Source organism: Halomonas sp., from assembly GCF_033549285.1.
Lineage (GTDB): Bacteria > Pseudomonadota > Gammaproteobacteria > Pseudomonadales > Halomonadaceae > Halomonas.
In genome coordinates this window covers 42,247-60,604 of record NZ_JAWSUJ010000012.1, presented here as the reverse complement: position 1 = coordinate 60,604, position 18,358 = coordinate 42,247, and the positions used below count along the sequence as shown (strand labels likewise).

Below are 18,358 nucleotides of genomic sequence, written 5' to 3'. Positions count from 1 at the left end.
AGCTTCGCCGCGTGAGCGGCTTCACCCTCACCGAGATCCGTCGCTACGCCCACCAGGCCATTGCCCCTGGGAGCCATGTCATCAGCGACGGCCTCGGGTGTTTCCGAGCCTTCGACACACCCCTCTACGTCCATGACTGCCACATCACCGGGGGTGGGCGTGCCAGTGTGGAGAACCCCGAGTTCAACTGGGTCAACACCCTGCTGGGCAACGTCAAGAACGCGATCACCGGCACTTACCATGCCATCCGCGGGCAGCATGCCCCACGCTACCTGGCCGAGTTCGAGTACCGATTCAATCGACGCTATGACCTCAAGGCCATGATCCCGCGCTTTCTCACGGTGGCGGCGAGAACACCGCCAATGCCGTATCGGTTCCTGAAGATGGCTGACTGTTATGCGTAATCAGGAAAGCTATTGAATCTTGTTTCGAGGCTTTCCTCACCATAGAGAAGGTCATGAAGGCTGACAGAAAAATGCACCTGATTCCCCGGGTCACGCAACCCATCCTTCAGCGCCATTTTCTCGTTGGGGAATACCAGATTCGTTGCACCCATCACCTTCATTGCACTTTGACACACTGAGGCGGCGTCATCATTATCAATCGCTCTCTGGATGACGTCCTTGGCCAGAAGGCTTATGGCCAGCTGGCTGGCCTTTTCCTTGTAATCGCGCTCCTGTTCATGGAATTTTTCACCGTAAAAACCTCCAGGAAACTGCGAAAGGAAATACTCAACTGACTCGTCAAGGGTCGTGTACCTTACCGGCGACTTGGAAGGAATAAGTTTCAGATTATCCAGCAGAGCGCTTTCTGCTGCTTCACCAGAAACCACAACAGGCTTTACATGATCCAGACTTAGCGTCTTCTCACCTTCGCCCACGAAGAAAATGCTCACATTTCCATGCCGGGAATCCTCAAGAACCTCGCCAACACCCCACTCATCCATCTTCGGGTGTCTGACGCGCTGCCCCTTGGCGTACTCCATAACACCTCCTAAAACATCCAGCTCAAAAAACGTCAGGAACGCATCTCGGTTAAAGTAATAATATGTTGTACTTAATAACGACCAGGTAAACTATTCATACAGCCTCGCCTGGAACCCGATGAAGACGTCACGGATATTCTCGACGCTGCCGAGCTCGGCGATGGCGTCGGTGGGTGTCTGGTATTTAAGCTGGATCAGGTTCGGCAGCCGTTCCTGGGCGAGCACGGCGACGCCGCTTTCCACGTAGTGATCCAGGATAAAGCTCAGGAACTCGCGCTGGCGGTAGTCGTACTCCGCGAACAGCTGGCTGCGGTGGGTGGCGACCCGCTCCTCGCGGCTGATCGGAGGCAGTGCGAAGGCGATGTAGGCCAGCACGTCGAAGAGGTCGCTGTTCTCGGCATCCACCAGGCGTGCAATATCGCGCAACTGCTCGCTGCCATAGCCCTTCTCGGCCAGGCGATCCAGCAGCCCCTGGCGAGTGTCCGGTTGGCTCCAAAGCTCACGCAGCGTGTCCTCGTCCTGGAACAGGGACGGCAGGTCGCCGTAGAGCCGGCGGATGAAGTCGGCGGCGCTGATCGGCGTGCCATCCGGGCTCCAGAAGCTGGTCGCGCTCATGTGCTGCAGTTGCCGGACCTTGCCCGGCGCCAATTCGATCTCCACCACGCGCTCGCCCCCGCCATCGCACTGGCATGGCACCTCACCGCACACCGGGCAGGGCTCCGGCGGTTCCTTCTCACAGGTACAGGGGCGGTTACCGCATTCCTCGCATGGTTCCGGCGGCGTGACCGTGCAGACGCAGGGGCTCTCGCCACAACGGCCACAGGGTTCGGGCGCCATGGGCTCGCCATCCCACTCCGGGTCGTTGAAGTGCTCGTAGGCGCGCACGAAGTCGAGGATGGTGAAATGGTCCTTGCCGTCGAACAGGCGCGTACCGCGGCCGATGATCTGCTTGAACTCGATCATCGAGTTCACCGGGCGCATCAGCACGATATTGCGGATGTTGCGCGCGTCCACGCCGGTGGAGAGCTTCTGGGAGGTGGTCAGGATGGTGGGAATGGTCTTCTCGTTGTCCTGGAAGCGGCGCAGGAAGCGCTCGCCCTCGGCCCCGTCATCCGCCGTCACCCGCACGCAGTAGTTGGGGTCGGGGTGCGTCTTGGCCTGGTTGATCAGGTCGCGCACCACCAGGGCGTGCTCCTGGTTGGCGCAGAACACCAGCGTCTTCTCGCGCGGGTCGATCATCTCCATGAACACCTGCACCCGGTACTTCTCGCGCTCCTTGATCCTGATGAGGCGATTGAAGTCGGCCTCGGTATAGCGCCTGCCCTGCTCCACCTCGCCCTGCACCACCTCGTCATCCGGGGTGTAGACATAGTCGTCCAGGGTGGTGGCGATCTGGCGCACCTTGAACGGCGTCAGGAAGCCGTCGTTGATGCCCTCCTTCAGCGAGTAGACGTAGGCCGGCTCGCCGAAGTAGGCGTAGGTGTCGGTGTTGGTGGTGCGCTTGGGGGTGGCGGTCAGGCCCAGCTGCACCGCCGGCGCGAAGTATTCGAGGATGGCGCGCCAGCTGCTCTCGTCGTTGGCGCCGCCGCGATGGCATTCGTCGATGATGATCAGGTCGAAGAAGTCCGGCGGATAGTCGCCGAAGCTGGGGGCCGGGTTGCCCTCCCCGTCGCGGCCGCTCATGAAGGTCTGGAAGATGGTGAAGAAGAGGTTGCCGTTCTTGGGCACCCGACCCTGCTTGCGAATCGCATCGGGAGCGATGCGTACCAGGGCATCCTCGGGGAAGGCGGAGAAGCTGTTGTAGGCCTGGTCGGCGAGGATGTTGCGGTCGGCCAGGAAGAGGATGCGCGGCCGGCGCCGGGTCGCGTCGTCACCCTGCCAGGCGGCCAGATTCCAGCGGCTGTGGAACAGCTTCCAGGCGAGCTGGAAGGCGATGGCGGTCTTGCCGGTGCCGGTGGCGAGTGTCAGCAGCACGCGCTGGCGGCCGGCGGCGATCGCCTCCAGCGCCTGGTTGATGGCGTTGTGCTGGTAGTAGCGCGCCTGCCACTGGCCGCCGTTGTCGTGGAAGGCCACCTCGCCGAAGCGCTCGCGCCAGGGGTTGGGCTCGGGGAAGGTCTCGGCCCACAGCGACTGGGGCGTGGGATAGCCGGCAACCGGGCCTTCCTTGCCGGTGTGCATGTCGACACGGTAGAGCCCCACCCCGTTGGTGGCATAGGCGAAGCGGGCCTGCAGCCGTTCGGCGTAGCGCTTGGCCTGGGCCAGGCCCTCGGTGACGGGAAGGTCGCGCTTCTTGGCCTCGATCACCGCCAGCTTCTGGCCCTGGTAGAAGAGCACGTAGTCGGCGATGTCGCCGCGGGTGCGCTGCCCGGCGCCCTGCAGCCGCCCCAGGGTGATGAGCTCGCGGCGAACCCGGCTGCCCGCCACCAGGCCCCAGCCGGCCTCCTTCAGGGCGGGGTCGATCAGCTCGGCGCGGGTATCGGCTTCGTTCATGAGCGGCTTCCCTGTGGTGCGTTCCCTGCGTCCTTGAGTACCCTTCGGCTCACTATCTCGATTCGGCGGCGGCTTGTCCAACCATGGGCAACTCCTCAGAAATCCTTACAAGTTGCCCGGCCGGTAGCGAGGCTGCTGATGAACAGCCGAGGATTCCTCGGCGGTTGCCAAGCATCCGGCGGCCACTGCTGAGCCTTAACAGCGTCAGCTGTTGCATTTTTTGCAACAACTAACGAGCAAGCTGTTCAAGCAATGTGCAAATTTTGCACATACTGTCGTGCCCACCATCCAGCCGCACCTCGACCGCCTGTTCGGCCTACTGGTAGATGACGATGGGGGCCTGGTTCTCGGTACTCATGCCGTCGCCTCCTCCACCGCCGCCTCGGCCTCCCTGGCCGTCAGCTCGCCTGAGAAGACCTTCTGCAGCAGGGACTGCTTCAGTTCGGCTAAGGCGGTGAGTTTTTGACGATAAGTACGAGTTAACTGTTCTACATCTCCTCTGAGGGCATCAAGGTTTCCAGCAATGGCCTTTTGCTCGTCAAGGGATGGGATAAGATGATAGAACTCTCTCTGCTTGGTGATTGGAACTTGATTCCTGGTAGACTGCGCCATCACAGTCTCATACTGGCGCTTGAAAAAAGGCGTCCTCATATAGTTAGCGAGATACTCAGGAAAGATACGATTTAGGTCACATCTATAATAAGTAAGCGACGTACTCAGAACCACTTTATCAAGATCAGTATATAGCATTGCTACCGGACCAACCGTAGCATTATGCGCAAAAAGCACATCTCGATTTCTCGCCACACCTTTCCTCAAGTCTGCCGCACGATCATGTGAAAGATACTTGGCCAAGGAAAAATCCACAGCCTCACTCTTGATACAGTTCGCTGATATGTACGGAACGCCTTCACTTACAAATTCTGACTTTCTTGGATAGTCACTTCCGTGATTCCCATCTAGGTGACCCGTAATCCATCTAAGCTCCAGCAATTCATGCAGAGTAAACCTTTGTCGGTCACCGACCGCCTCGAATAATTTTAGCGATGTGCTATCCAAAAGCTCTCGTGCATTGGCGAGGTTCTGTTCGGTATTGGCAACGACTGTATCGATTCCCTCGAAGGCCTCATCAAGGATGGCGACAATACGCTTTTGCTCCACCATAGGCGGCAAGGAAAGCTGAAATTCCATCACCTGATTGACATTGGCACGTGGCATCCGGGCACCAGTGCTCGTCTTGTCGATCTGCTTGACGATCGAGTGCTGTGTGACCCAGTAATAGAGAAACCGACGATCCAAGGCATCTCGTGGCTTAAGTGGGAATATTTCTGAAGAGCAATGACCATCAAAATCCGGCAGCAACACCTTGTTCAAATACGGCCGCAGCCGACCGTACAAGACGTGATCCGATGAGAAACGGAACGTAGCGCTCTTGACCTCAGTCGGCGTCAGGTCACCAAGATACTTGCCTGTATCACTCTCGACATGCTCGAGCCCTACATAGGGCAAGGGGGCGCCATCATGCTTAACCTTGTCGATAGTGCAGATCTCCCCCAGGCGCAATGTCTTCCACCCTTCCCTCATAACATCCCCCGAATCCCTTCCAGGATCTCCTCGGCCTCGCGGTCGAGCGTCTCGATCTCGTTGATGATCACCTCGGGGTCGCGTAGCGGGGCTTCCTCGGCCCGGCTGGGGTTCTTAACCGAGAGGTCGAAGGTCTCGCGGTCCAGGTCGTCTACGCTGACGCGCCAGGAATTATCGGAATCGGCGAAGGTCGCCTGCAGCGCGACGAACTCGGCCAGGTCGTCGTCGTTGAGCGGATTGGTCTTGCCCAGGCTGCGGCCGGGGTCGAGCTGGTAGTACCAGATCTCGCGGGTGGGGGCGCCCTTCTCGAAGAACAGCACCACCGTCTTCACGCCGGCGCCGAGGAAGGTGCCGCTGGGGCAGTCGAGGATGGTGTGCAGGTTGCAGCTCTCCAGCAGCTCCTGGCGCAGCGCCTTGGAGGCGTTGTCGGCGTTCGAGAGGAAGGTGTTCTTGATCACCACCGCGGCGCGGCCGCCGGCCTTGAGGCGCTTGATGAAGTGCTGCAGGAAGAGGAAGGCGGTCTCGCCGGTCTTGATCGGGAAGTTCTGCTGGACCTCCTTGCGCTCCTTGCCGCCGAAGGGCGGGTTGGCGAGGATCACGTCGAAGCGGTCCTTCTCCTGCAGGTCGGCGAGGTTCTCGGTCAGGGTGTTGGTATGCACCAGGTTGGGCGCCTCGATGCCATGCAGGATCATGTTCATGATGCCGATGACATACGGCAGGCTCTTCTTCTCCTTGCCGAAGAAGGTGTGGTTCTGCAGGGTGTCGAGCTGCTCGGTGGTGAGCCGGCGCGGCTCGTCGCTGCCGAAGCCATAGCGCAGGTAATCATGGGCCTCGCAGAGGAAGCCCGCCGAGCCCGCCGCGCCGTCATAGATCCGCTCGCCGATCCTGGGGTCGATCACCCGAACCATGGCGCGGATCAGCGGGCGCGGGGTGTAGTACTCGCCGCCGTTGCGCCCGGCGTTGCCCATGTTCTTGATCTTGGCTTCATACAGGTGCGAGAGCTCGTGCTTCTCAGCCTGGGAGCGGAACTGCAGGCTGTCCACCAGCTCCAGGGCGTCGCGTAGGCTGTAGCCACTCTGGAACTTGTTGCGCACCTCGCCGAAGATCTCGCCGATCTTGTACTCGATGGTATCCGGCCCGCTGGCGCCCTCGCGGAAGCCCTGCAGGTAGGGGAAGAGCTCGCGATTGACGAAGTCCAGCAGGTCGTCGCCGGTCAGGGCACGGTCTCGATCCAGCTTCCCGTCGCGGTCGCGGGGCGCGGCCCAGGTGGACCACTGGTAGGGCGTGTCGATGATGAAGTCGAAGGACTTCCCGGCCAGGGTGGCGTTGATGGCGCGGCTCTGCTCCAGGTCGTCCAGGTACTTGAGGAACAGTAGCCAGGAGGTCTGCTCGGTGTAGTCCAGCTCGGTGGCGCAGCCGGCCTCTTTCCACAGCACATCGTCGATGTTCTTGAAGGTCTGCTCGAACATGGGGGTTCGCGGGTCCTTGCGATGAGAATCGTGGGGGCAATGCTACGCCGCGGCGTCGGGAGGCGCCAACTGCCCATGGCGAAGGGATTCGCGCTGCAAGCTTCACTGCCGAGGGTCCGAATCGCGCTGCAAGCAGCGCTCCCACGAAGATCGGTTGGGTGCCGGAAATGAGCGCATTGGCAACCACAGGGGTTCGCGCTGAAAGCAGCGCTGCCACGAAGATCGGTTGGGTGCCGGGAATGAGCGCGTTGGCAACCACAGGGATTCCCGCGGCCAGCAGCGCGCTCACGAAGATCCGCCGGGTGTCATGCCTGGGGGCTCCAACCAAAATCGGAAAGTGGCGTGATATGCTCGGGGGCACATCAACCGGCATCCCTGCCGATCATCGAGGAGAGCAACATGGCTCAGGCAAGCGCACGTCATATCCTGGTGGACAGCGAAGCGAAGTGTAACGAACTCAAGGCCGAGATCGAGGGCGGTCGCGACTTCGCCGAGGTCGCCCGCGAGCACTCCTCCTGCCCGTCCGGCAAGCAGGGCGGCGAGCTCGGCACCTTCGGCCGGGGCCAGATGGTGCCGGAGTTCGACAAGGCGGTCTTCGAGGGGGAAGTGGGCAAGGTGCAGGGCCCGGTAAAGACCCAGTTCGGCTACCACCTGCTGGAGGTCACCGAGCGCAGCTGAACCCGTATCGCACCTGATCCACGCCGTGCATGGCCGCCATGCACGGCTTTTTCTTGTACAACCCCTGTATCATCCGGCCAGTCGCGCTAGGATGGGAGGCACCAGCGATCACCACAGGAGGAGCCGCAAATGAACGACGAGGCCTTTCAACAGAGCATCCGCAAGCTGCTGAAGACCGTGGGCGTCACCACCCAGCAGGAGATCGAGAAGGCCGTGCAGCGCGCGCTCGCCGAGGGGCACCTCGAGGGCAACGAGCGCCTGCCGGCGCGAGTGACCGTGGAGGTAGACGGCCTGAGCCTGGCGCTCGACTTCGACGGGGACATCACCCTTGAGTGACGCGCCGATGATCCAGGTCGAGGGGCTCTCGAAGACCTTCGCCGATGGCTTCAAGGCGCTGGTGGATGTCGACCTCACCATCCAGCGGGGCGAGATCTTCGCCCTGCTCGGACCCAACGGCGCGGGCAAGACCACCCTGATCAGCGTGATCTGCGGGCTGGTCAACGCCAGCCGTGGCCGGGTACTGGTGGATGGCCACGACAACGTCGGCGACTACCGCGCCGCGCGGTCGCTGATTGGCCTGGTGCCCCAGGAGCTGACCAACGAGGCCTTCACCACGGTGTGGGACACGGTGAGCTTCAGCCGCGGGCTGTTCGGCAAGCCCAAGGACCCGGCGCACATCGAGAAGGTGCTGCGCTCGCTGACGCTGTGGGAGAAGCGCAACAACCGGCTGCTGGAGCTCTCCGGGGGCATGAAGCGCCGGGTGCTGATCGCCAAGGCGCTCTCCCACGAGCCCCAGGTGCTGTTCCTGGACGAGCCTACCGCCGGCGTGGACGTGGAGCTGCGCCGCGAGATGTGGGAGGTGGTGCGCGGGCTGCGCGACCAGGGGGTGACCATCATCCTCACCACCCACTACATCGAGGAAGCCGAGGAGATGGCCGACCGCATCGGGGTGATCCGCCGCGGGGAGATCGTGCTGGTGGAGAACACCCATGCGCTGATGCGCAAGCTCGGCAGCAAGGAGCTGACCCTGCACCTGCAGCAGCCGCTGGAGGCGGTGCCGGAGTCGCTGGCGGGCCACGGCCTGACGCTCGCCGACGAGGGCCATGCGCTGGTCTACAGCTACGATGCCGCCCGCCAGGAGGGAGGCTCGACGATCTCGGGGCTGCTGGCCGACCTCGAGGCGGTGGGGCTGCGGGTCAAGGACCTGCACACCCGCCAGAGTTCGCTGGAGGACATCTTCGTCAGCCTGGTCCAGGAGCGTCACTGAGCATGAAGCGTTTCAACCTGCAATCCGTCAAGACCCTCTACCTGGCCGAGATGGCGCGCAGCCTGCGCACCGTGCTGCAGAGCATCGTCTCACCGGTGATCTCCACCTCGCTCTACTTCGTGGTGTTCGGCGCGGCCATCGGCACCCGGATCAGCGAGGTGGATGGCATCAGCTACGGCGCCTTCATCGTGCCGGGCCTGATCATGCTGATGCTGCTCACCCAGAGCGTCTCCAACGCCTCCTTCGGCATCTTCTTCCCGCGCTTCTCGGGCTCGATCTACGAGATCCTCTCGGCGCCGATGTCCTACGTCGAGGTGGTGCTGGGCTACGTGGGGGCGGCGGCGACCAAGTCGCTGATCCTCGGCGCCATCGTGCTGGTCACGGCGCGGCTGTTCGTGCCCTACTCCATCGACCACCCGCTGATGATGGTGGTGTTCCTGGTGCTCACCGCGGTGACCTTCAGCCTGCTGGGGTTCATCATCGGCATCTGGGCCGACGGCTTCGAGAAGCTGCAGCTGGTACCGCTGCTGGTGATCACCCCGCTGACCTTCCTGGGCGGCACCTTCTACTCCATCGACATGTTGCCGCCCTTCTGGCAGACGGTGACCCTGGCCAACCCGGTGGTCTACCTGATCAGCGGCTTCCGCTGGAGCTTCTACGGCATCAGCGACGTCAGCCCGCTGGTCAGCCTGGGCATGATCCTGCTGTTCCTGGCCGCCGCGCTTGCGGTGGTGGGCTGGATCTTCAAGAGCGGCTACCGCCTCAAGCCCTGAGCCCTCACGCGCGGATCAGGGTACCGGCCTGGCCCTCCAGGACGCGACAGGCGTCCTCCAGCGCCCCGATGCCGGCCACACCGCCCCTGGAGAGGACGAACTCGCAAGCGGCCGACACCTTGGACCCCATGGAAGCGGGGTCGAAGGTCCGGCTGGCCAGCTCGCCCGGGGTAACCGGGCCCAGCGGCCGGGGCGCCGGGCCGCCCCAGCCGTCGTAGACCGCCGCCACGTCGGTCAGCAGCAGCAGGGCATCGGCGTCCAGCCGCGCCGCCAGCAGCCCGGCGGCATGGTCCTTGTCGATGACCGCCTCCACGCCCTCCAGCCGCCCGCCGACCCCGCGCACCGTGGGAATGCCGCCACCCCCGGCGCAGATCACCACCACCCCGGCCTCCATCAGGCGGCGGATGATGTCGATGGGCAGGATGCGCCGCGGCAACGGCGAGGCGACCACCCGTCGCCAGTGGCCGGTGGCCTCCTCGACGAAGGCCCAGCCCTTCTCGACCTTGAGCCGCAGCATGGTGTCGCGGTCGTAGCCGGGGCCGATGGCCTTGGACGGGGTCAGGAAGGCGGGGTCGTCGGCATCCACCTCGACCCGGGTCAGCAGGCTGGCACAGCTGGCACCGGGCGGCATCTCGTTGAGCAGCTCGGCCTCGATCAGGTAGCCGATGATGCCCTCGGTCGCGGCGTCCAGCACGTCCAGTGGATAGGGGGCGACCTCGGCGTAGGCCTGCGCCTGGAGGGCCAGCAGGCCCACCTGGGGACCGTTGCCATGGGTCACCACCAGCTGGTGGCGGCCGGCGAGCTCGGCCAGGGCGGCCGCCGCGCGCCGCACGTTGTGGCGCTGGTTGTCGATGGTCATGGGCTCGCCACGCCGCAACAGGGCATTGCCGCCCAGGGCTACCACGATTCGCATGCAAGCCGCCTCCGGCGTGGGTGGGTTCGGGGCCTCGATGTCGGGTCACGCGGCAGGACGAGGCCCGGACAAGGCGCAGGCGTGCGTCCCCTTTCATCAGCATAGTCGGGTGCTGCGCTGCCACGACCCTCGACTTGCCCCGCGCCCCTGGGCCGGCTATCGAGGTGCGCCCCGGGCGGGTATCATCGCCCTCCTCGCCACCTCACCGCGGAGTTCCCATGCCGATCCTGCACAGCATCATCCATCGCATCGACAAGGCCGCCGGCGAGGCACCGATGAGCCTGGTGCCCGCCACGGCGGAGCTGCCCCCCTCCCCGGCTCTGGACGACCTGCTGGCCGGCTTCAACGATGCCTTCAATGCCAAGCCCAAGGCCTGGGGCCACTTCGCCGAGACGACGCCCGAGGGCGAGGTGAGCTCGCCCTTCGCCAGCGAGCTTTCCGACTACCTCGACGGGGGCCGCGACTTCGTTGCCTTCTCCCGCGACCTGGCGGGCCGCATCGCCGAGCTGGTCGGCGCCCACCTCTCGCTCTCCGGCGACCTGCTGGTGCTCCACCACCAGGTCGGCGACACCCGCTACCTGAGTCTCGCGCTGCTGCACCACCGCGAGGGCTTCGGCATCGACGACCACCTCGCCGTGGTGCCGGTGCGCCAGCTGAACCTGGCACAGATGACCCTGGCGGCACGCCTCAACCTGAACCAGTGGCAGGCCGGCGACTCGAGGCAGTACCTCGCCTGGACCCGCGACCGCGGCGGCAAGAAGCTCGCCGAGGGGTTCGCCGCCCTGCTCGGCGCCGAGGAGGGTGTGGACGCCAGCGGCGAGACCCGTACCCTGCTCAAGGCCTTCAGCGACTACGTCGAGCAGGAGGACCTGCCCGAGGAGGCCAGCCGCGAGAAGACCGACGCGCTGATCGACTACGCCAGCGACCAGGCACGCCGTGGCGAGCCGATGACCCTGGAGGCGCTCTCGGAGGTCCTCGACGAGCAGCAACCGAAAGCCTTCTACGACCATATCCGCAACGCCGACTACGGCCTCTCCCCGGAGATCCCCCCGGACAAGCGCACCCTCAGCCAGTTTCGCCGCTTCACCGGCCGCGCCGGCGGGGTGTCGATCAGCTTCGACTCCCACCTGCTCGGCTCCGGTGTGGAGTATGACGAGGACCAGGACCGGCTGATCATCAAGCAGGTGCCCAGGCAGCTGCGCGAGCAGCTCAAGCGTCAGGGCTGAGCACGGGTCGGGACACGGCCACCGGGCCGTGTCACGCAGGGCGCACATCCCGCTATGCTGAAGCCCTGACCCAAACTGCCTAGGGAGAGTCGCCATGCGCCGCATCCTGATCCTTCAGGGCCACCCCGATGCCTCCGCCCCCCACCTGCTGCATGTCCTGGCCGAGCACTACCGCCTGGGCGCGGAAACGGCGGGGCACGAGGTGCGCACGGTGAGGGTCGCCGACCTGGACTTCCCGCTGCTGCGCAGCCAGCAGGCCTGGACGGAGGAGCGCATGCCCGCCTCGCTCGACGAGGCAGCGGACGCCATCCGCTGGTGCGAGCACCTGGTGCTGTTCTTCCCGCTGTGGCTCGGCGACATGCCGGCGCTGGTGAAGGGGTTCCTCGAGCAGGTGATGCGGCCGCACTTCGCCTTCGAGTACGAGGACGGCAATCCCTTGGGTCGCAAGGGGCTGAAGGGACGCTCTGCGCGCGTCGTGGTGACCATGGGCATGCCCGCCGCGATCTACCGCCATCTCTATCGCGCTCACAGCGTCAGGTCGCTGGAACGCAATATCCTGGGGTTCGTGGGCTTCAAGCCGGTGCGCGAGACGCTGATCGGTTCGGTGGAGGGCCTCGACGCGGATGAGTGTCGCAAGTGGTTCACCCGCCTGGAGAAGCTGGGTGCCGAGGCAGAATAACCGCTGAGACCCCTCTAGTACGTGACTCGCACTTGTTCTGTAAGCGATCGCAGACAAGCGTCGTGAGTCTACTCTGACACTTGCACGGGGTGGCTGGCGGGATGCGCAATTTGACGCCATGCTTCCCCGGTACCGCTGCCGTATGCGCAGGCACCGACGGCAGGATTTCCATAAGAAAAAACCCACTCAAGGGACACGGGCGGCCGTTGTCATCAAGAGGGTTGCCGTCCCTCAAGGAAGTGCGAATGGCCACAAGCGCATCGGATGCGAACAAGCTCGATTGGCGGGGCGAGTTCCGGGACGCCGCCCGGGAGGCCCTGTTCCGCCGCACCATGCAGGCCCACGACGCCTGCCAGCTGCGACATGCGCTGGTGGTGGCCGCCGGGCTCTTCCTCGCCTTCAGCCTGACGGACTTCAGCCTGCTGGGCACCAGCGACGCCTTCATGGTGCTGCTGGCCATGCGCGTCATCGTCACCGCCAGCTTCCTGCTGCTGGCCCTGGCGGTATGGCGGCGCCCCTCCCTGGCCCAGGCGCCACTGCCCACCAACCTGGTCTGCCTGCTAGCCGTCAGTGGCCTGCTGATCACCATCCCCCTGCGACCCGATGGCGTCATGACCAACCTGGCCTCGATCGTGGCCGCCAGCATGGCCCTCTACCTATTCATTCCGAACCGGCTGCCCTGGATGCTGGCCAGCAATGCCTACCTGATCGGCGGCTTCCTCACCTCGGTGGTCGTATGGTCACCGCTGCCCGGCGGGGTGCTGGTGAACAGCCTGCTGCTGCTGGGCTTCGTCAACCTGCTGTGCTGGCTGACGGTCTCCCGTATCCACCGGCTGCAGCGCGCCCAGTTCGCCAGTCTGCTGGAGGAGCGCTCGGTCAACCGCCGGTTGAAGGAGGAGATCGGGGAGCGCAATCAGCTGGAACAGCGCCTGCGCCATATGGCCAGGACCGACGAGCTGACGGGGATCACCAACCGTCGGCGCTTCTTCGAGCTGGCCGAGCAGGAGCGCCGACGGGCCCACCGCGACGGCACCCCCCTGTCGCTGTGCATGGTGGATATCGATTACTTCAAGGCCATCAACGACGTGCATGGCCATGCCATCGGCGACCTGGCGCTGACGGTGGTCGCTGCCCGCTGCCAGTCCGTGCTGCGCGAGAGCGACATCATCGGCCGCTATGGCGGCGAGGAGTTCGTGATCGCCCTGCCCCTGGCCAACCTGACCACCGCCAGGGAGATCGCCGAACGGCTGCGTGAGGCCGTGTGTCACCGTCCCCTGGAGGTCAAGGGCGTGACGCTGGAGCTGACGGTCACGGTCGGCATCAGCCGGGTCGACGATGGCGAGACCAGCCTCGACCCCGGCCTCCTGCGCGCCGACCGGGCCCTGTATGCCGGCAAGGAGAGCGGGCGCAACTGCGTGGTGGTGACGCCCCAGGGCCCCGAGCTTACCCTGCTCGCGGGCGTGCCGGCGGGTGTCACGCCAGGTGCGGTTCGAGCCACTGCCTCAGTTGCGGCCCCTGCAGCACGCCCGGCTGGCGGGCGACTTCCCGGCCGTTCCTGAACACGATCAGGGTGGGAATGCTGCGGATGCCGAAACGCGCCGCCAGCGCCTGTTCGGCCTCGGTATCGAGCTTGGCGAAGCGCAGGCGGGGCTCGAGCTCCCGGGCGGCCTCGGCGAAGATCGGCGCCATCATCTTGCAGGGCCCACACCAGCTGGCCCAGAAGTCCACCACCACCGGCAGCTCGCTGCGCTCCACCAGGGCAGGGAAGTTGGCCGCGGTGAGCGCCACCGGCTCGCCGGTGAACAGCGCCTGCTTGCACTTGCCGCACTTCGGCCCGTGGCCCAGGCGCGCCCTGGCCACGCGATTGATGGCCCCGCAGTGGGGGCAGCCCAGGGTCAGGGAATCGGCCATCTCGCTCTCCATCCGGTAAGGGTTCTCCGCACTATGCTGGCGCCCGGCGGGCGCTTCAAGCGGCATCGCGTCGCAGGCTGTTACGTCCCGCCATGCAGTGGCATGCCCGGGCTGCTATCGTCGCGGCAACACTCCCCGACCCTGCCGCCGAGACTGCCATGTCCACACGACCCGACCCCCGCGTGCTGCTGCGCCTGCTGACCCTGCTGCGCCCCTATCGCTGGCGCCTGGTGCTGGCCGCCCTGGCGCTGCTCGCCGCCGCGGCCAGCGTGCTGCTGCTCGGCCAGGGGCTGCGCCTGGTCATCGACCAGGGATTTCTGGCCGAGGACCGCGCACGACTGGACCAGGCCCTCGCCCTGATGCTCGCGGTGGTGGCGGTGCTGGCGATGGCCTCGGCACTGCGCTACTACCTGGTCACCTGGATCGGCGAGCGGCTGGCGGCCGACCTGCGGCGCCGAGTCTTCGACCACCTGCTCGACCTCGAGCCCGGCGTCTTCGAGGGGAGTGCCGGGGAGAACGGCGGCGCCGGGGAGATCGCCTCGCGGCTGACGGCGGACACCAGCGTGCTGCAGAGTCTGTTCGGCTCGTCGATCTCGCTGGCCCTTCGCAACTTGCTGATGCTCGTCGGGTCGATGGCGCTGATGCTGGTGACCCAGCCATGGCTCTCGGCCATCGTGCTGCTGGGTATCCCCGCCACGGTGCTGCCGATCCTCTGGTTCGGGCGCCGGGTGCGTCGCCTCTCGCGCTTCAGCCAGGACCGGGTGGCGGAACTCGGCCGCTATGCCGGGGAGGCCCTGGCCGGCATCCGCACCGTCCAGGCCTTCACCCACGAGGCACAGGATCGCCGGGCCTACGGGGCTCGGGTCGAGGAGGCCTTCGCCACCGCCGTGGCCCGTACCCGCCAGCGCGCCTGGCTGACGGGCATTGCCATGCTGGCGGTCTTCGCCGCGGTCGGCGTGATGCTGTGGCAGGGCGGCCAGGCGGTCCTGGCGGGCAGCATGAGCGCCGGCGAACTCTCGGCCTTCGTCTTCTACGCGGTGCTGGCGGCGGGCGCCGTGGCGACCCTGGCCGAGGTAGCCGGCGACGTGCAGCGCGCCGCCGGGGCCGCGGAGCGCCTGCTGGAGCTGCTGGATACCCGCCCGCACATTGCCCCGCCGCCCCATCCGGTGCCGCTGCCCGAGCCGCTCTCCGGCGAGATCCGCCTGGAGGCCGTGAGCTTCACCTATCCGGGCCGGGAGACCCCGGCGCTGGATGCCCTGGACCTCACCCTCCGGCCGGGGGAGCGGGTGGCGCTGGTGGGCCCCTCCGGGGCCGGCAAGAGCACACTGCTCGCGCTGCTGCTGCGCTTCCATGATCCCGATTCCGGCACCCTGCGCCTGGACGGCATCGACCTGCGCGACCTGGACCCGCGCGAGCTGCGCCACGCGCTGGGCCTGGTGGCCCAGGAGCCGGTGCTCTTCACCGGCAGCGTGGCCGAGAACCTGCGCTACGGCCGACCCACGGCCAACCTCGATGAACTGCGCCGGGCCGCCGGGGACGCCAATGCCCTGGGCTTCATCGAGGCGCTGCCCCGAGGGTTCGACACCTCGCTCGGCCCCGGCGGCGTGCAGCTCTCCGGCGGCCAGCGCCAGCGCCTGGCCATTGCCCGGGCGCTGCTCAAGTCCCCCCGGGTGCTGCTGCTCGACGAGGCCACCAGCGCCCTGGACGCGGAGAGCGAGCGGCTGGTGCAGCAGGCCCTGGACCGGCTGATGGTGGGCCGCACCAGCCTGGTGATCGCCCATCGCCTGGCCACCGTGGTCGCCGCCGACCGCCTGCTGGTGCTGGACCGGGGCCGGCTGGTGGCCAGCGGCCGCCATGAGGAGCTGCTCGAAGCGAGCCCGCTCTACCGCCACCTGGCCGAGCTGCAGTTCGGGCGCCACCCCGCGGCGGCCATGACCGACGCGCCTTCGCCCTCCTGACCCGACCTGCCGGCTCAGAACAGCCCCAGCTGGCGATCGATCAGGGTGGCGAAGTCGTCGCCGACGAAGGGCAGGATGGCGTCGGCCACCGGCAGCAGCTGCCGGTTCAGGTAGTGGTCGGTGTCGATGGGCGACGAGTGGGCCTCCAGGGGTTCGGGGCCGGCCACCGTCATCACGTAGTGGATCCAGCCACCGTTCTGGTACTGGCGCGGCCGGCCCTGCCGGTCGTTTTCCGCGTCGGCCAGCCTGGCGGCGCGCACGTGGGGCGGCACGTTGCGGCGGTAGTCGTCGAGGCGCCGCCGCAACCGCTTGCGATAGACCAGCCGCTCGTCGAACTCTCCCTCCCGGGCACGCCGCAGGAAGGCCTGCACATAGTCGCGCACGTAGTCCCGCCAGGGCTCGCCGACGAAGACCCGCCGGTAGAGCGCCTGCTGGAACTCCTTGGCGAGCTCCGTCCAGTCGCTGCGCACCGTCTCGAGCCCCTTGAACACCAGCCGCTCGCTGCCATCCGCGTCCCGCACCAGGCCCGCGTAGCGCTTCTTGCTGCCCGCCTCGGCGCCACGGATGGTGGGCATCAGGAAGCGCCGGTAGTGGGTCTCGAACTGCAGTTCCAGGGCACTCTCGAGGCCGTACTCCTCGGCCAGGTGCTCACGCCACCAGGCGTTGACCCTGGCCACCAGCCGCCGGCCGATCGCCTCGGCCTCCGCTTCATCGAAGGGGCGGCCCAGCCAGACGAAGGTGGAGTCGGTATCGCCGTAGATCACGGTAACCCCCTCGGCCTCGATCAGCTCGCGGGTGCGGTGCATGATGGCGTGGCCGCGCATGGTGATCGACGAGGCGAGCCGCGCGTCGAGGAAGCGGCAGCCCCGGGAGCCGAGCACCCCGTAGAAGCTGTTCATGATGATCTTCAGTGCCTGGGAGAGCGGCGCGTTGCCGGCACGCTTGGCGGCCTCGCGCCCCTCCCACACCCGCTCGACGATGGCCGGCAGCGCATGGCGAGTGCGCGAGAAGCGCGCGCCGCGAAAGCCCGGCACCGAGGCGGCCTCAGAGGGGTCGGCGAGCCCTTCCACCAGCCCCGCCGGGTCGATCAGGAAGCTGCGGATGATCGAGGGATAGAGGCTCTTGAAGTCGAGCACCAGCACCGAGTCATAGAGGCCCGGGCGCGAGTCCATGACGAAGCCGCCGGGACTCTCGGCGCTCTCCCCCTCGCCGAGGTTGGGCGCCACAAGGCCCAGCCGATGCAGCCGCGGCAGGTAGAGGTGGGTGAAGGCCGCCACCGAACCGCCGCTGCGGTCGGCGGGCAAGCCGGTCACCGCGGCGCGTTCCAGCAGGAACTCCAGCAGCTCGGTCGCCGCGAAGATCCGCGTCACCAGTTCGCAGTCCCGGAGGTTGTAGCGGGCCAGCGCCGGCTTGTCCTCGGCGAACATGCGCAGGATGCCGTCGAGGCGCTGGTAGGGGTTGTCGATCGCCTTGCCCTCGCCGAGAAGCGTACGGGCGACGTTCTCCAGGCTGAAGGAGGGGAAGTGCCAGGTGGCCGAGCGCAGCGCCTCGATGCCGTCGATGATCAGCCGCCCGGCGGCCGAGGCGAAGAAGTGGCTGGGCTGGTGGCCGTGGGCTCGCCACTCCATCTCGGCGCCGCCGCGCCCCAGCCGCAGCGGCACGCCGTGCTCGCGGGCATGCTCGTGCAGGATGCGAAGGTCGAACTGCACCAGGTTCCAGCCGATGATGGCGTCGGGATCGAACTCGGCGAACCAGGCGTTGAGCCGCTGGAGCAGCCCGGCCCGGCTGTCACAGTACTCCAGCGCGAAGTCGAGCCCCTGCGCCTCTCCCCTCGGCGGCCCCAGCATGTAGACCCGGCGCGCCCCGCAGCCCTCCAGGGCAATCGAATAGAGCTCGCCGCGGGCGCTGGTCTCGATATCCAGCGACACCGTGCGCAGCCGCGGGCGGTAGTCCGGCGCCGGCCGCAGGCGCGCCTCCGCCAGGCCGCCCTCCCCGTCCGGCGTGCCGGTCACCGTCACGGGCGCGGTGATGAAGCGCTCCATCAGGTAGCGCTCAGGCGGGCGGATATCGGCCTCGTAGAGCGAAAGCCCGGCCTCGGTGAGGCGGCGCTCGAGGGCACCCAACTGGCGATGCTGCCGGCAGTAGAGGCCGAGTACCGGGCGGTGATGGAAGTCGCGCAGCGCAAGCTCGCGCAGCGTGACGCCCGGCTCGCCGGCCAGCAGCGCCTCGGCCGACGCTCGCTGCTCGGCCGGCAGGAAGGCCACCGAGGGTTGCGGCGGCAGGCACACCCTGAGCGTGCCCTCGTCGGTGGCAAGCCACAGGGTGACCGCAGTACCCCGGGGCGTCTCCTCCCAGTGTCGGGTGAGGATGAAACCGTGGCGAGCGGTGCCACCCCGTTCTGTCAGGCGATGGCTCGACAAGGGCG

The 18,358-nt window shown here is 66.3% G+C and carries 15 protein-coding genes and 1 pseudogene; 9 read left to right on the top strand and 7 right to left on the bottom strand.

From position 1 onward, the window contains the following. Positions 1 to 404: pseudogene (locus tag SCI24_RS04670) on the top strand (IS1595-like element ISHzi1 family transposase); the annotation flags it as partial. Here the strand turns inward: SCI24_RS04670 and SCI24_RS04665 are convergent. From SCI24_RS04665 to SCI24_RS04650, 4 genes are all read right to left on the bottom strand, one after another. Further along, positions 395 to 985 carry a DUF3553 domain-containing protein gene (locus tag SCI24_RS04665; RefSeq protein ID WP_318724267.1) on the bottom strand — a complete coding sequence of 197 codons (591 nt, stop codon included), beginning with the start codon at positions 983 to 985 and terminating at the stop codon, positions 395 to 397. The pseudogene SCI24_RS04670 and the gene SCI24_RS04665 overlap by 10 nt on opposite strands. Positions 986 to 1,075: 90 nt before the next feature. Then, complete coding sequence (gene hsdR, locus SCI24_RS04660) at positions 1,076 to 3,475, bottom strand: EcoAI/FtnUII family type I restriction enzme subunit R (protein WP_318724266.1); 2,400 nt, start codon at positions 3,473 to 3,475, stop codon at positions 1,076 to 1,078. A 354-nt stretch (positions 3,476 to 3,829) separates the two neighbouring features. Beyond that, complete coding sequence (locus SCI24_RS04655) at positions 3,830 to 5,059, bottom strand: restriction endonuclease subunit S (RefSeq protein ID WP_318724265.1); 1,230 nt, start codon at positions 5,057 to 5,059, stop codon at positions 3,830 to 3,832. Next, positions 5,056 to 6,528 (bottom strand): N-6 DNA methylase, encoded by a 1,473-nt coding sequence (locus tag SCI24_RS04650; RefSeq protein ID WP_318724264.1) that lies wholly within the window; start codon positions 6,526 to 6,528, stop codon positions 5,056 to 5,058. The genes SCI24_RS04655 and SCI24_RS04650 overlap by 4 nt, the downstream gene beginning before the upstream one ends. 399 nt (positions 6,529 to 6,927) lie before the next feature. Here SCI24_RS04650 and SCI24_RS04645 point away from each other — a divergent pair, with 399 nt between their 5' ends. The 4 genes from SCI24_RS04645 (at position 6,928) to SCI24_RS04630 (ending at position 9,246) form a co-directional block, all read left to right on the top strand. Continuing rightward, positions 6,928 to 7,206 (top strand): peptidylprolyl isomerase, encoded by a 279-nt coding sequence (locus tag SCI24_RS04645; protein WP_318724263.1) that lies wholly within the window; start codon positions 6,928 to 6,930, stop codon positions 7,204 to 7,206. A 129-nt stretch (positions 7,207 to 7,335) separates the two neighbouring features. Further along, positions 7,336 to 7,542: a DUF6494 family protein gene (locus tag SCI24_RS04640; RefSeq protein WP_106229284.1), complete on the top strand. Its 207-nt coding sequence runs from the start codon at positions 7,336 to 7,338 to the stop codon at positions 7,540 to 7,542. A 7-nt stretch (positions 7,543 to 7,549) separates the two neighbouring features. Next, positions 7,550 to 8,473, top strand: coding sequence for an ABC transporter ATP-binding protein (locus SCI24_RS04635; RefSeq protein WP_318724269.1), 924 nt, complete (start codon positions 7,550 to 7,552; stop codon positions 8,471 to 8,473). Between the two features lie 2 nt (positions 8,474 to 8,475). Beyond that, complete coding sequence (locus SCI24_RS04630) at positions 8,476 to 9,246, top strand: ABC transporter permease (RefSeq protein ID WP_106229282.1); 771 nt, start codon at positions 8,476 to 8,478, stop codon at positions 9,244 to 9,246. A gap of 4 nt (positions 9,247 to 9,250) precedes the next feature. On the opposite strand, the gene SCI24_RS04625 is transcribed toward SCI24_RS04630, so the two are convergent. Then, positions 9,251 to 10,159 carry a carbamate kinase gene (locus tag SCI24_RS04625; protein WP_318724262.1) on the bottom strand — a complete coding sequence of 303 codons (909 nt, stop codon included), beginning with the start codon at positions 10,157 to 10,159 and terminating at the stop codon, positions 9,251 to 9,253. A 218-nt stretch (positions 10,160 to 10,377) separates the two neighbouring features. Here SCI24_RS04625 and yejK point away from each other — a divergent pair, with 218 nt between their 5' ends. The 3 genes from yejK to SCI24_RS04610 all read left to right on the top strand — a co-directional run bounded on the left by yejK (position 10,378) and on the right by SCI24_RS04610 (position 13,623). Further along, entirely contained in the window at positions 10,378 to 11,385 is a 1,008-nt protein-coding gene (gene yejK, locus SCI24_RS04620) for a nucleoid-associated protein YejK (RefSeq protein ID WP_318724261.1), read from the top strand. 94 nt (positions 11,386 to 11,479) lie between these two features. Continuing rightward, on the top strand, positions 11,480 to 12,064 hold the full coding sequence (locus SCI24_RS04615; protein ID WP_318724260.1) for an NAD(P)H-dependent oxidoreductase: 585 nt from the start codon (positions 11,480 to 11,482) through the stop codon (positions 12,062 to 12,064). A gap of 245 nt (positions 12,065 to 12,309) precedes the next feature. Continuing rightward, positions 12,310 to 13,623 (top strand): diguanylate cyclase, encoded by a 1,314-nt coding sequence (locus tag SCI24_RS04610; protein ID WP_318724259.1) that lies wholly within the window; start codon positions 12,310 to 12,312, stop codon positions 13,621 to 13,623. Here the strand turns inward: SCI24_RS04610 and trxC are convergent. Beyond that, complete coding sequence (gene trxC, locus SCI24_RS04605; RefSeq protein WP_318724258.1) at positions 13,538 to 13,975, bottom strand: thioredoxin TrxC; 438 nt, start codon at positions 13,973 to 13,975, stop codon at positions 13,538 to 13,540. The two genes, SCI24_RS04610 and trxC, sit on opposite strands and share 86 nt — an antisense overlap. 158 nt (positions 13,976 to 14,133) lie before the next feature. On the opposite strand from trxC, the gene SCI24_RS04600 reads away from it, so the two are divergent. Continuing rightward, positions 14,134 to 15,933, top strand: coding sequence for an ABC transporter transmembrane domain-containing protein (locus SCI24_RS04600; RefSeq protein WP_318724257.1), 1,800 nt, complete (start codon positions 14,134 to 14,136; stop codon positions 15,931 to 15,933). A 14-nt stretch (positions 15,934 to 15,947) separates the two neighbouring features. Here SCI24_RS04600 and SCI24_RS04595 read toward each other — a convergent pair whose 3' ends face one another. Then, complete coding sequence (locus SCI24_RS04595) at positions 15,948 to 18,353, bottom strand: DNA polymerase II (RefSeq protein ID WP_318724256.1); 2,406 nt, start codon at positions 18,351 to 18,353, stop codon at positions 15,948 to 15,950. Between the last annotated feature and the right edge of the window lie 5 nt (positions 18,354 to 18,358).